General features: G+C 71.3%; 15 protein-coding genes. 5 read left to right on the top strand and 10 right to left on the bottom strand.

The window, feature by feature from the left end; translation table 11 throughout:
• Positions 1–71: 71 nt before the first annotated feature.
• Both ACIHAD_RS06360 and ACIHAD_RS06365 read left to right on the top strand, forming a co-directional pair.
• Positions 72–482: a hypothetical protein gene (locus ACIHAD_RS06360; protein WP_397353291.1), complete on the top strand. Its 411-nt coding sequence runs from the start codon at positions 72–74 to the stop codon at positions 480–482.
• Between the two features lie 141 nt (positions 483–623).
• Positions 624–1,874: a serine hydrolase domain-containing protein gene (locus ACIHAD_RS06365; RefSeq protein WP_397353292.1), complete on the top strand. Its 1,251-nt coding sequence runs from the start codon at positions 624–626 to the stop codon at positions 1,872–1,874.
• A gap of 81 nt (positions 1,875–1,955) precedes the next feature.
• Here ACIHAD_RS06365 and ACIHAD_RS06370 read toward each other — a convergent pair whose 3' ends face one another.
• The 3 genes from ACIHAD_RS06370 to ACIHAD_RS06380 form a co-directional block, all read right to left on the bottom strand.
• A complete protein-coding gene (locus tag ACIHAD_RS06370; protein WP_397353293.1) occupies positions 1,956–2,273 on the bottom strand; it encodes a TipAS antibiotic-recognition domain-containing protein in 318 nt (105 codons plus the stop codon).
• A gap of 15 nt (positions 2,274–2,288) precedes the next feature.
• A complete protein-coding gene (locus tag ACIHAD_RS06375; RefSeq protein WP_397353294.1) occupies positions 2,289–3,173 on the bottom strand; it encodes a DUF2268 domain-containing protein in 885 nt (294 codons plus the stop codon).
• A gap of 74 nt (positions 3,174–3,247) precedes the next feature.
• Positions 3,248–3,877 (bottom strand): LUD domain-containing protein, encoded by a 630-nt coding sequence (locus tag ACIHAD_RS06380; RefSeq protein WP_397353295.1) that lies wholly within the window; start codon positions 3,875–3,877, stop codon positions 3,248–3,250.
• Positions 3,878–4,035: 158 nt separating this feature from the next.
• On the opposite strand from ACIHAD_RS06380, the gene sigJ reads away from it, so the two are divergent.
• The gene (sigJ, locus tag ACIHAD_RS06385) at positions 4,036–4,944 is read left to right on the top strand and encodes an RNA polymerase sigma factor SigJ (RefSeq protein WP_397353296.1); all 909 of its coding nucleotides are present in this window, start codon (positions 4,036–4,038) and stop codon (positions 4,942–4,944) included.
• 58 nt (positions 4,945–5,002) lie between these two features.
• Here the strand turns inward: sigJ and ACIHAD_RS06390 are convergent, their stop codons facing one another.
• The 5 genes from ACIHAD_RS06390 to ACIHAD_RS06410 form a co-directional block, all read right to left on the bottom strand.
• Positions 5,003–5,446, bottom strand: coding sequence for a T6SS immunity protein Tdi1 domain-containing protein (locus ACIHAD_RS06390; protein ID WP_397353297.1), 444 nt, complete (start codon positions 5,444–5,446; stop codon positions 5,003–5,005).
• Between the two features lie 123 nt (positions 5,447–5,569).
• On the bottom strand, positions 5,570–6,298 hold the full coding sequence (locus ACIHAD_RS06395; protein WP_397353298.1) for a TSUP family transporter: 729 nt from the start codon (positions 6,296–6,298) through the stop codon (positions 5,570–5,572).
• A 98-nt stretch (positions 6,299–6,396) separates the two neighbouring features.
• Positions 6,397–7,110, bottom strand: a complete 714-nt coding sequence (locus ACIHAD_RS06400; RefSeq protein WP_397353299.1) for a cation transporter — start codon at positions 7,108–7,110, stop codon at positions 6,397–6,399.
• A complete protein-coding gene (locus ACIHAD_RS06405; protein WP_397353301.1) occupies positions 7,107–7,565 on the bottom strand; it encodes an ArsR/SmtB family transcription factor in 459 nt (152 codons plus the stop codon). The genes ACIHAD_RS06400 and ACIHAD_RS06405 overlap by 4 nt, the downstream gene beginning before the upstream one ends.
• Positions 7,555–7,800: a hypothetical protein gene (locus tag ACIHAD_RS06410; protein ID WP_397353302.1), complete on the bottom strand. Its 246-nt coding sequence runs from the start codon at positions 7,798–7,800 to the stop codon at positions 7,555–7,557. The genes ACIHAD_RS06405 and ACIHAD_RS06410 overlap by 11 nt, the downstream gene beginning before the upstream one ends.
• Positions 7,801–8,112: 312 nt before the next feature.
• Between ACIHAD_RS06410 and ACIHAD_RS06415 the strand changes: the two genes are divergently transcribed.
• Positions 8,113–9,069: an ankyrin repeat domain-containing protein gene (locus ACIHAD_RS06415; protein ID WP_397353303.1), complete on the top strand. Its 957-nt coding sequence runs from the start codon at positions 8,113–8,115 to the stop codon at positions 9,067–9,069.
• A 128-nt stretch (positions 9,070–9,197) separates the two neighbouring features.
• Here the strand turns inward: ACIHAD_RS06415 and ACIHAD_RS06420 are convergent, their stop codons facing one another.
• Positions 9,198–10,313, bottom strand: coding sequence for an ROK family protein (locus ACIHAD_RS06420; RefSeq protein WP_397353304.1), 1,116 nt, complete (start codon positions 10,311–10,313; stop codon positions 9,198–9,200).
• A gap of 43 nt (positions 10,314–10,356) precedes the next feature.
• Positions 10,357–11,139, bottom strand: coding sequence for an N-acetylmannosamine-6-phosphate 2-epimerase (locus ACIHAD_RS06425; protein ID WP_397353306.1), 783 nt, complete (start codon positions 11,137–11,139; stop codon positions 10,357–10,359).
• 118 nt (positions 11,140–11,257) lie between these two features.
• Here ACIHAD_RS06425 and ACIHAD_RS06430 point away from each other — a divergent pair, with 118 nt between their 5' ends.
• A complete protein-coding gene (locus tag ACIHAD_RS06430) occupies positions 11,258–11,953 on the top strand; it encodes a GntR family transcriptional regulator (RefSeq protein ID WP_397353307.1) in 696 nt (231 codons plus the stop codon).
• Positions 11,954–12,024 lie beyond the last annotated feature (71 nt).

Here is a 12,024-nt window from a genome sequence, read left to right on the forward strand (position 1 = left end):
GACGGCATCGGGCCGCTGGTCCCGCCGCGCCAAGCCGTGCATTGTCACCCTGAAACGGAGGGAAACCACCAATGACTGATAAATCCCCCAATCCCGCGCTCCAGCAGCTGGACGTCCTCATCGGCACCTGGCGGGTCAGCAACGTCGAGGACGGCAAGCCGACCGACGCCGGCACCGTGCGCTTCGAATGGCTTGAGGGCGGCAACTTCCTGGTCCAGCACGTCGACCTGGCCGACACCAAGGCCGTCGAGTACATCGGCTACGACGAGGAGAGCAAGACCCTCAAGTCGCACCTCTTCGGCCAGGGCGCCGAGATCCTGAAGTACACCTGGGAGGTCAGCGGCGACACGCTGACCATCTGGTACGGCGACCAGGGCTCGCCCGCCCGCTTCGTCGGCACGTTCAGCGAGGACGGCAACACCAACGCCGGCGCCTGGGAGTGGCCCGGCGGCGGCTACCAGTCCACCATGACGCGGGCCTAGCCTCCTCGGTGCTCCGCCCGGCGGCCGGGGTCGCCGGGCCGGCGGCGCTCGCTGGGCGATCTGGCAGCTTCTTGTCAAGGATGACCGAAACATCCGTAAGATACGTGGCCTATTGATACGGATGTGACTTGGGGGCCTGACGTGACGCTGCTGTCCCGGCGAAATCTGCTCAAAGCGGGCGCGATCGCGGTTCCGGCCGCGGTTCTCGCGCCCGGAACGGCGGCGCGGGCGGCGAAGCCCATACCCGGGGTCGAGATGTCGGGGATCGCCCCCGCCTCGCTGGCCGGTTTCGACAACGTGGTGAAGAAGTTCGTGCTGGACCGGCGGATCACCGCCGCGCAGCTCGCCATCATGAAGAGCGGCAAGATCGTCCTCGCCCGGGGCTACCGCTACAACGACTTCTCCAGGGCCCTGCCCACGGTGTCGCCGACCTCGTTGTTCCGGATCGCCAGCCTGAGCAAGAACATCACCTCCGCCGCGATCATGCGCCTGGTGCAGGACGGCAAGCTCAGCCTGTCGGCCAAGGTCACCCAGCTCCTCGGGCTCACCCCGCTCGACACCCGCATGGGGCAGGTCACCGTACTGCGCCTCATGCAGCACCTCGGCGGCTGGGACCGCGACGTCTCCAAGGACCAGCTCTGGCTGGACCACACCATCTCGGCCGCGCTCGACGTGCCGCTGCCGATTAGCCACGCCGACATCATCAAGTACGCCACCGCCCGGCGGCTCGACTTCGACCCCGGCGCCAAGATGGTCTACAGCAACTACGGCTACCTGCTGCTGGGACGCGTCATCGAGAAGGTCTCCGGCATGTCGTACGAGTCGTACATCAAGACCAAGCTGCTCCAGCCGCTCGGCATCACCCGCATGCGGCTCGGCCGCAGCCTCAGGAGCGAGGCCGTGGCGGGCGAGGTCGCCTACGAGTCGCAGTACACGAACAAGTCGGTGGTGGACACCTCCGGCACCGTCGTCCCCTACCAGTACGGCGGCTTCAACATGCCCAACCAGGACGCCAACGGCGGCTGGCTCGCCTCCGCCGTCGACCTGGTCCGCTGGACGCTCGCCTTCGACAAGCCCGGCACGGTGCTGACCTCGGCCTCGATCGCCAAGCTGTTCGCCAAGCCGGAGATCGGCGTCAACCAGTACGGCTCCTGGTACGGCGGCGGCTGGTGGGTGCGCCAGGTCACCGGCCACCTCAACACCTGGCACGACGGCTCGATGCCCGGCACGTTCTCCTACCTGGCCCGGCTGCAGAACGGCTTCAGCTACGCGGTCGTGTTCAACCGCAGGGAGGAGACCGGGTCGCTCGACTTCGACACGATCGACGACGACATGAACAAGGTCAGCGTCTCCTCCTGGCCCACGACGGACCTGACGTCCCGCTACTTCTGAGGACGCCGTAGGTCCCGGGGCTCACTTCGCCGACCGGAGTTCCCTCAGCGGCTTGAGACCCGCCTCCGTGACCCGTGCGAGTCACATCCGCGTCCGCGCGTACGCCTGGAGCGCGTCGCGGACGAACATCGCCCCGGCGGTGTCGTCGTACATGGTGGCGAAGCGGGGGTCGTCTGCGTACATGTCGCCCAGGCAGGTCACCATCTCGATCGAGCGCTCCCGGTCGCCCTCGGCCGTGGGCGTGCCGGGGATCAGGCTCAGCCACCGGACGTGCCGGGCGGCCAGCGACTGAGCGTGCTCCGAGGTCGGAGAGACCCCGGACCTCACCGCGGCGACCCAGGCGGCGACGAGGTACGGCTGGTGATGCCGGCCCTCGCCGCGAGCTCTTGGATCGTCCACTCCATCGCTCCAGTGTCACCCGCGGCGGAGCGTGGTTGCGATGATCTCCGAGCTGTCGGCGCGCAGTGCCTGCGCCGCGGTCTGCCCGGTCGCCGCCAGGTAGGTGTCGACCAGCCGGTTGCCCGCGGCGTACCCGGCGCCCATCGGCAGTCCCACCGGGGTGACGCCGAGATGCTCGGCGCCGGGGTCGCCATGCACCCAGGCAGTGAAGTTGTGCATGCCTGTCACGTCGAGGCCGGTGAGGACCTTGGCGAAGACTTCGTCGTCGTGCAGGTGCGGCACGCCGATGCGGGCCGGGCCGAGCTCGTCCCCGTAGAGCTGGCGGGCGAAGGCGTCGGCCAGGCCCTCGCCGACGATGTGCTCGCCGACGGTGACGGTCATCGGGTCCCACACCACCCCGCCCGGGCTCCACCGCAGGTTGTGGTTGAGTTCGTGCACGACGGTGGCCTCCAGCCGCTCCACGTTCTCGGGGAAGGGCCAGAACGTGATGGCGATGTTGCCCGAGATGCCGCCGAACCCGGTCAACCCCAGACAGGGGCCCATGAAGTGCTTGTCAGCCGGATCGCCGAGGACGAACAGCACGGTGATGTCCGGGGCCTCCAGCCCCGGCGTCGCCTCCAGCAGTACGGCCAGAGCGTCGTCGAGCGCGCGTTGCATCCGCTCCCAGGCCCCGGCCGCCGCCAGGGTTTCCAGCGCGTCGAGGCAACGCTCCTCGTCACGGTCGATGGGGAACCCTGACGATTGGAGGTGCACGGCGACCAGGTCGAGCTCGCCGGGGTGGTAGCGGTACATGCCCCTGTTGGCCTCCAGCATCGAACGCAGCAGATCAGCGCGCTTCGCGACCGGGGCCAGCAGGATCTGCTTCATGGCGGAGCAGGTGTCAAGAACGGTGATGGACATGGCCCCTGATGCTAGAAGTTGACGCACCGTCAAGGTCAAACCGGCGGCATCCGGGGCCGCTGCCCGGCGGTGGTTCAGAATCCGATGCTCTCGCGGAGCAGCAGGACGGTGCCGCGTCCTGGCTGGTATTCCGCGTTGAGGATGAGCAGGCGGTTGACGGCGCTGGGCGCCCCGTAGGCCGCCTGGGCGCGGGCGTTCTCCAGCGGCAGGCAGTGGTCTTCGACGCGACGCAGCGCGGTGTCCAGGTCGGGCACCACCTTCTGCGCCCCGACGATCCAGATCGCGCGGGCGGCGCCGCCGCAGTAGCTGGGCAGCTGGCTTCCGCTGCCCGAGGCGACCACGAGGGAACCGGTCTCGGTGACCGCGTGGACGCTGCCCACGACGACGTCGGGGCTGGCGCGCAGCCGCCGGATCTCGTCCATTTGGGTGACGCGGTCCATGGCCAGGGTGCGCGGCTTGACGGCCTCGTACCGGCCGCCGGTGTTGATGTCCTCCTCGATGCCGGACAGGCGGAGGGTCTCGCTGGACCCGGTGAACACGCCGGCCCCGTCCGGGATCAGCTCCCTGACCCGGGCACGCGCGGCGGCGGCGTCATCGAGGATCTCGACGGTGAAACCGTGCGCGGTCAGGGCGGCGGCCGCCCGCTCCAGGCGTTCGGCGGGCGCTGCGTCGGCGAACGGAGTTTCCGGAACTGAGATGGTCATGATGTCGGTGAGCTTTCTGTTCGCCGGATGATGTGTGGGTCTCTGCAGCTCGACAACGCGGCCCTGGGGAATGTGAGGCCGGTGCGCCGCCTCACACTCCGGTGCGCCGTCTTGTCGGAACCGGTGAGGACGGCAGCGACACAGGGAGCGACGGCGCCATGACCACCCGATCCGAGCCGGAACAGAGCCGGCCCGACCCGAGCCTGGACGCGATCATGAGCGAGCGGCGTCACCTGACCAATCTCGCGTACCGGCTGCTGGGCTCGCTGGCCGAGGCCGAGGACGCCGTGCAGGAGACCTACACCCGCTGGTACGCCATGTCCCGGCAACAGCAGGACGCCATCAGGTCGCCCGGCGCCTGGCTGACGACGGTCGCCAGCCGCATCTGCCTCAACGTGCTCGGCTCGGCACGGGCCCGGCGGGAGACCTACGTGGGCGAGTGGATCCCCGAGCCGCTGCCCGACGGCACCGCCGCCGATCCCGCCGACCGGGTCACTCTGGACGAGTCGGTCAGCCTGGCCTTCCTGATCGTCCTGGAATCGATGACGCCGGCCGAACGCGTCGCGTTCATCCTGCACGACGTCTTCTGCCATTCCTTCAACGAGGTGGCCGAGATCGTCGGCCGTAGCCCGGCGGCGTGCCGCCAGCTGGCCTCCTCGGCCCGCCGCCGCGTCCGGGCCTCGCGGTATTCCGCGACTCCGGCCACCCGGCCCGCCGGCGTCGTCAGGGACTTCAAGCGGGCATGGGAGGCCCAGGACATCGAGGCACTGATCGGCCTGCTCGACCCCGACGCCACGGCGACCGCCGACGGCGGCGGCCTGGCCGTCACCTTCCCGCATCCCATCGAAGGCGGTGAGCGGATCGCACGCGCCTGGGTCGACCTCGCCCGCCGCAGGCCCGACGACATGGCATTCCTGGAACGCACGGTCAACGGTCAGCCCGGTCTGGTGGCTCAGCAGGACGGCGTCATCGTGACGGTGTTCGCGTTCGAGGTCGCGGGCGACCGGATCAAGCACATCTGGGTAGTACGCAACCCCAACAAACTCCGCCACTGGACGACGGACTGAGACTCCCCCGGCCGACCGCCATCGCTTCGACGAGGCCGTACCGAGGCGTTGTACGTCCTCAACTCATGGTGATCCCGCTGATGGGAGAGCCAGGAGGCAGAGCGCGTACCTGCTGGTGGATCTGGCCGGCGATGTTCAGCCCGACCACGAAGTCGATCACTTGCAGGTTGTCCGCGCCCACCTCGCCTCCGAGCACCGGTGGGCGCGTGAAGTCGTACATCTGTCCGGCCGCCAAGGTCAGTCCTCGCTGCCCAGCCGCCTGCGCGAGGCTCGCCAGCAGGTAGTGCTCCTGACCGTCCTCGGTGTTCAGTTCCGCCAGCAGCGCGTCGGCGTCCGCCCACGACCGGGTGAGGGTGCCCTGCAACGAGTCGAGCCACCAGAAGCCGTCCGCCGCCTGGAAGATCACATCCCCGAACAGGGACGCGATCACCGGTACCTTGCCCTCCAGCCCGATCCAGCGCCAGGACTCCAGGCCCTGCTCGAACTGTTCAGAAGTGAACACCTTCGTCAATTCCATCCCGATATCAAACCGTATGTCCGTTAAGGGGACATCTCGCTGCCCGACTCAGCCGGCACCTGGCCAAGCTGCGGCCGGCCGGGCTGGTCAAGGGCCGCCGCGAGGGCGTCAGCCTCCGGTGATGACGAGCACCAGCCCGGAGGCGACCAGTCCCGCCTCGACCGCCACCACGAAGGCGCCGGCGGGCAACCGCTCGACGATCTTCTTGCCCGCCCACGCGCCGGCCGCGCTCGCCGGTGCCAGGGCCAGTCCGGTGGCGGCGCCGGCCGTGGTGAGCACGGCGGCCGCGCCGAAGACGATCAGCTTGGTCAGGTGCATCACCACCGCTGCCGCGGCCTCGGTGCCGATGTACGCGCCCCGCAGCAACCCGCGGGCCAGGAAGAACGGGGCGACCATCGGCCCCATGGAGCCGACCAGCGCCGACCCGAACCCGGACGCGGCCCCCACAGCCGCGAACGCCGTGTCGTCCAGCCGGACGCCATGCGGCCGCCGACGTCGCCAGGCCACCATGACCAGCAGGAACACGCCGATGACGCGGGTCAGCGCGGCCAGCGGCGCGGTGGCGAACACCAGCGCGCCGGCCACGGCGGCGGGAACGGCCCCTGCGGCGAAGATGATCACCAGACGCCGGTCCACCTCGGCCCGGTTGAACCACACGCGGCTGCCGTTGCTGGCCAGCTGCGCGACGGTCAGCACCGCGACCGCGTCCCGGGTGCCCAGGACCGCGACGAACAGCGGCAGCAGCAGCACCCCGCCGCCGAACCCGGCCACCGCCGACAACACCGCGGTGGCGAACGTCGCGGCCACCATGACGACCATGACCAGGACCGTGCTCACGACGACGCCTCTCCCCTGGTGCGAACGGTGCAGACACGCTGGGGCCGGTCAGCGGGCGGCTCCGTGCGCACGCGGCAGGGCGAGCGGCCGGGGCCATGTCACTCTGCGGACGCCGAGCAGCAGGAACAGCCGGGAGCGCAGGTGCCACAGCCGTCGCCCTCCGCCTCGGCGTCGCTGACGGAGGCCGCCGGGACGGCGCAGCAGGCGTCCCCACGCCATGCCTCGCGGCCCTCCTTGACCGCGACGGCCGCGATCACCAGCGCGGCGACCGGGTCGGCCCAGGACCAGCCGAACGCGCTGTTGAGCGCCAGGCCCACCAGCAGCACGCCGGACAGGTACGTGCACAGCAGGGTCTGCTTGGAGTCGGCCACCGCCGAGGCCGAGCCGAGCTCGCGGCCCGCGCGGCGCTGCGCGTAGGACAGGAACGGCATGACCACCAGCGACAGGGCGGCCAGGACCAGGCCCGGAGTGGAGTGCTCGGCCTCACCCGCGCCGAACAGAGCACGCACGGCATCGACGGTGACGTAGGCGGCCAGCACGAAGAAGGAGATCGCGATGACCCGCAACGCGGCCCGCTCGCGGCGCTCGTGGTCGGCGGCGGAGAACTGCCAGGCCACCGCGGCGGCCGAGGCGACCTCCACCACCGAATCGAGGCCGAACCCGACCAGCGCCGCGGAGGAGGCCAGGGTCCCGGCGGTGATGGCCACCACCGCTTCGATCACGTTGTAGGCGATGGTCGTCGCGACCAGCAGCCGGACACGGCGCCGCAGGACCGTCCGCCGCGCCGGGGCGGTGGGGTTGAGGGCGGTCACGACACCGCCTCTCCCGCGACCTGGTCACCGCTCGGCTCCCCGAGCTGGTCGAGCGCGGCCGCAGGGCCGCTCGGGACGGATGTCCCACCGGTGGGACGGCCCTCGTGGAGGGGACGCAGCGCCACGGTGCGGCCGGTGGCGGCCAGCAGTTGCTCGGCGGAGGCGAGCAGGTCCATCAGCTCGGGCCTCGTCAGGGAGTAGAACGACTGGCGGCCTTCGGCGCGGTAGTCGATCAGGCCGCAGTCGCGCAGGCAGGCCAGGTGCTTGGACACCGTGGACTGGGCCAGCCCGAGCTGGGTGGTCAGGTCCACCACGCGGGCCTCGCCACGGGCCAGTCGCTGGACGATGCGCAGCCGGGTCTCGTCGGCCAGGGAGTGGAACAGCGCAGCCGCGGGGGAGATGCCGGCGGCGATGTCGGCACTGACGCATCGGCCGCCCTCAGGATCAATCGCCATATACCGATGTTAACCCGATGTCGTGATGTGTTGGCAAGCCCGGTGCGTCGCGCTCCTGCTCGTGGTCGCCCTGGCCGGTGTCGGCCTCGGCGCCGAGGGGGCGATCCTGGGCCGCCCGCCTCGCTGAACGCGGCACCGCTGCAGCCACCTCGGCCGGAGCGCTCAGGGGGAGGGTGAGGGGCAGCAGGGCGGCCGCGGTGGTGACGATCCTGGCCGTGCTCGGGTTCGTACGCATGGCGTCACTCCAGGGACGGAAGGTCCGGACGGGAGAAGACGCGCCGGAGGAGACAGGGGTGTACCGCCGGAAGGGCACGGTTATGTCACTCCTGGTCGAGGCGTGGCGACGCTGCGTTTAGGGTTTTGTCTGGTCGCCGGACCCTCGGGTTGCGACTGCTGTCCATGTTCAGAGGCTTGCGAGGCCCTCGCCGGTTCGCCTCGCGCTGACGGGTGCGCGTGCGCGGTCGGGTAGGGCCGTCAGGGCTTGTCCGGCGCGGGAACCGCGATAAGCTCGCACTGGTGTTCGATAAGCTGCCTCTGGGGGAGTGTCGTGGTTGTCACCAAGGAAGCCGGATGGGTGGGCCTGGACTGGGATGACTGGTGCGATCTGGGCGAGATCCGCGCCCGGCTCGACTCCGGCGCCGATCTCCACGCCGACCTGTGGCATGAGGGGCCGCCACTGCACCTCGCCGCCGAGTACGGCTCGCCCGAGGTGGTCGCCGAACTGGCCCGCCGGGCCGGCGACGTGGACACCGCGTACGAGGGGCGTAGCGCTCTCTGGCGAGCCGTGTTCGCCCACCGCAGGGACAACGCGCTCGCCCTGGTCGCCGCGGGGGCCGATCCGTGGCGCCCCATGACGGGCGGCTGGTCGCCCGGGCGGCTCAGCCTGGCCGGGCCCAACCCGGGGCTGTTCTTCCCCTTCCCGCGCGACAAGCCCTCGCTGTCGGCGGCGGAGAACGCTGCCGTCCTGGAGGCCGAGCGGCTGATCGAGGCCCTGGGCGACTTCGAGTACGAAGGGCTGGGGCTGGTGTGCGTCGCGGGCGTCACCGCGGCGGAGGCCGCGTGGCGGCTGGGCGCGACGGTGGCCGAAGGGGCCGGGATCGACGGGGTCCTCGACGAGCCGTACCCGGATGAGGGGGGCGGCCTGGTGGGCGCCACCGACGTGCCGGGCGGGTGCGCGGTCAGCCAACGCCGGGGGCACGAGGTGACGAGCGCCGACGTGATCAACCGCCTCTCGGTGGGGACCGTCTGTCACGCGCTGTTCGCCGATCCGAAGAGCGGCGACCAGGGGTTCAGCTCGCGGGGCGGGGTCATCGAGGAATGGGACACGTTTCCGGGCGGGGGCTGGGTGCCGCCGGACAGCTCGTCGGACGAGGTGCTGACCGCCTTTCTGTACCAGGGGGAGGCTGTGGCGTACTGCTGCGCGTACGCGGGGCTGCGGCTCACCGACGCCCGGCCCGTCCTGGGCCCACCCGACATCTGGCTCCACCTCCCCCCTCGCGACTGACGCCTCCTCGGCACGCCGCCTCTTGCGCACGCCACCATCGGCGAGCCGGGGTGGTCTGCTGGGGGGTGGGAGAGCGCTGGCGCAGCTTGTCCCAAGGGGGAGCTGTGGCGCCCGGCGGTGCTCCGGAGTCAGGGCATGGCTGCTGAGGCGGCGCCCAGGACGGCTCCGTGCAGGCCCAGGGCGGAGAGCCGGACGGGGATGGAGCCGATGCCGCGCGGCGCGCACCGGCGGACGGTTTCGATCAGGGGAACGGTCAGGAGGTCGCCGAGACCGGTGACGCCGCCACCCAGGACGATCACGTCGGGGTCCAGGAGGGTGGCGGCGGACGCGATCGATCTGCCGAGGATGAGGGCGGCCTCACGGATCACCTCGCGGGCCAGGGGATCAGTCGCCTCGGTGACGTCCCGCTGGCCGGTGGTCCCGGGCAGGCCCGGTAGGCCGGTGGGCTCGGACGGGTTCTGTGTGACGGGTTGGTGCCCTGGGACCGGGGGGTTGGGGAGGGATCGGAGGTCGGTGGCTGTGCCGCCGCGGGCGCGGTAGGTGGACAGGATCGCCGGGCCTGACGCGTACGCCTCCAGGTGGCCGGTCGCGCCGCAGGGGCACGGGCGGTCGGCGGCGACGCCCGGAGGCAGGACGGCGGGGGTGTGGCCCAGGGAGCCCGCCATGCCGTTGCGGCCACGCAGCAGTTCGCCGTCGCGTACGAGGGCGCCGCCGATGCCGGTGCCGATCGTGAGGACCAGGGCCAGACGGCTGCCCTTGGCCGCGCCGTGGCGGGCCTCGCCGAGCGCCCAGGCGTGGACGTCGTTGAGCACCGTGACCGGCAGGCCGAGCCGGTCGGTGAAGGCGGCGGCCAGGTCGGTGCCGCGCCAGCCGGGCAGGGCGTCGGTGGCGTGCGTGACCACGCCCTTGTCGTCGATGGTGCCCGCGCTGCCCACTCCGCAGGCGATGACCTTCATACCGGCGGCGCGTGCCTGGGTGAGGCGGTCTGCGGCCAGGTCCAGTGCGGCGGCCAGCACCGCCGACGCGCCGCCTTCGGCGGGCGTCCGGACGCGGGCGGGAAGGTGGACCTCCGTCTTGGAGGAGGTCGGCACGTGGGAGGAGAGGTGGAGCTCGGTTCCGGGGGAGGTCGGGATCAGGGCGGCGGCGGTCTTGGTGCCGCCGATGTCGATGCCGAGGACGACCGGGGTGCCGTCGGTGGGGCGGTGTGGGGTGCTGGTCGTGTGGTGTTCTGCGGGGTTGGTCATGGGTTCGCCGGTGTGGTGGGGGCGGGGGTGGATGGGGGTTGGGTCACCGGAGGCTTCCCTTGGGGGTGGCCGCGGTGAGGTGGCGGGTGATGGCAAGGGGGTCGGTGATGGCGCCGCCGATCACGACCGACCAGGCGCCTCGGGCGAACGCCTCCGCCACGTGGGCGTCCGTACGCAGCCGGCCCTCGGCGACCGTACGGATCCCGAGGGCGGCCAGCTCGCTGACCAGGTCGAGATCGGGCTCATGCGCGAGCCCCGGCCCAGGGGCGGAACCGGTCCTGGGGCCGGGGTCGGTGGCGGCGGTGGGGTCAGCGGTGGTGGTTCTCAAGGGGACGGTCGGGGGGTGGGCGGTGGTGTAGGGGGTGTAGCCGGAGAGGGTGGTGGAGATCAGGGAGGCGCCTCGGTCCCAGGCTCGCAGGCCCTCCTCGGCCGTTGACACGTCGGCCATGACGGGCACCCCGAGCTCCCCGCGCACCCGTTCGACCAGGGCCGGCAGGTCGCCGACTTGCGGTTCGGCCTCGGCCGTCACCTCCAGGGCGACCATGTCGGCGCCGGCTCGTACCAGGTCCTCGCACAACGCGAAGGACGGGGTGATCAGGGGGCGGGCGTGGGGGCGGGGGACCTTGGCGAGGCCGATGAGGGGCAGGCGCGAGACGGCCTTGACCGCGCGGACGTCCTCGGGGCCGTTGACGCGCAGGCCGGCCGCGCCGCCCAGTTCGGCGCAGCGGGCGAGGAGCGCGATGGTGCGCGGGTCGCGGAGGGGGTGGCCCTCGGGGGCCTGGCAGCTCACGACCAGGCCGCCTTCGATCGCGGTCACCACGTCCATCTGGTACAGCCCAATCTGTCGGTATGGAGGTGAACGCCCACCTCCAGGTTGCTCGATTGGTATAGCCCAATTACGATCGGAGCGTCAAGAGGCGCACCCCGACCGAGGACGACCACCCGTGACGAAGATCGGCCAGCTCAGAGACCATCTGCTCACGCTCATCGAGACCGAGCTGAAGCCGGGCGAACGGCTGCCCGCCGAGCGTGATCTCGCCGAGGAGTTCGGGGTCAGCAGGCTGACCGTGCGGCGGGCGGTCGACCGGCTGGAGACCGACCAGCGGGTCTACCGCGTCCAGGGGGCGGGGACGTTCGTCGCCCACCGGAGCATCGCCAAGACGATCGAGCTGACGTCGTTCAGCGAGGACATGCGAGGGCGCGGGCTGGAGCCGGGGTCGCGGCTGCTTGAGGCGGCCGAGGTGCCCGCGGGAGCGCGGGTGGGGCAGGCGCTCGGCATCAGCCCGGCGGACGCGGTCGTGCGGTTGTGCCGGGTGCGTACGGCCAGCGGTTCGCCGATGTGCCTGGAACGTGCCCACGTGCCGGCCGCGTACGTGCCGGGCCTGCTCGACCGGCCGCTCGGCGGGTCGCTGTACGAGGTGCTGGCGGGGGCGTACCGGATCAGGCTGGAGCGGGCCGAGCAGTCGATCAGGGCCACGGTGCTGGAGCCCGAGGAGGCGGCGCTGCTGGAGGCGGCGCCGCTGTCGCCGGCGCTGCTGGTCGAACGGGTGGCCTACGACCAGCGGGGAAGGGCGATCGAGGCGGCCAAGTCGATCTACCGGGGCGATCGCTACTCCTACGAGATCGCGATCCGGCGGTGATGGTTATCCGAACAAAAGGGGACTTGTCTAACCATGGAAGCGTGCGGTAGACGACTGGAGGACAGGCGGCG

Source organism: Nonomuraea sp. NPDC052265 (assembly GCF_044547985.1).
GTDB lineage: Bacteria > Actinomycetota > Actinomycetes > Streptosporangiales > Streptosporangiaceae > Nonomuraea.

What these genes read in the sequence shown, in the direction of transcription:
- sigJ (WP_397353296.1), top strand. Translation starts at nt 4,036, where the DNA reads ATGACCACCCGATCCGAGCCGGAACAGAGCCGGCCCGACCCGAGCCTG.
- ACIHAD_RS06380 (WP_397353295.1), bottom strand. Translation starts at nt 3,877, where the DNA reads ATGACCATCTCAGTTCCGGAAACTCCGTTCGCCGACGCAGCGCCCGCC.
- ACIHAD_RS06360 (WP_397353291.1), top strand. Translation starts at nt 72, where the DNA reads ATGACTGATAAATCCCCCAATCCCGCGCTCCAGCAGCTGGACGTCCTC.
- ACIHAD_RS06420 (WP_397353304.1), bottom strand. Translation starts at nt 10,313, where the DNA reads ATGACCAACCCCGCAGAACACCACACGACCAGCACCCCACACCGCCCC.
- ACIHAD_RS06405 (WP_397353301.1), bottom strand. Translation starts at nt 7,565, where the DNA reads ATGGCGATTGATCCTGAGGGCGGCCGATGCGTCAGTGCCGACATCGCC.
- ACIHAD_RS06410 (WP_397353302.1), bottom strand. Translation starts at nt 7,800, where the DNA reads ATGCGTACGAACCCGAGCACGGCCAGGATCGTCACCACCGCGGCCGCC.
- ACIHAD_RS06375 (WP_397353294.1), bottom strand. Translation starts at nt 3,173, where the DNA reads ATGTCCATCACCGTTCTTGACACCTGCTCCGCCATGAAGCAGATCCTG.
- ACIHAD_RS06425 (WP_397353306.1), bottom strand. Translation starts at nt 11,139, where the DNA reads ATGGACGTGGTGACCGCGATCGAAGGCGGCCTGGTCGTGAGCTGCCAG.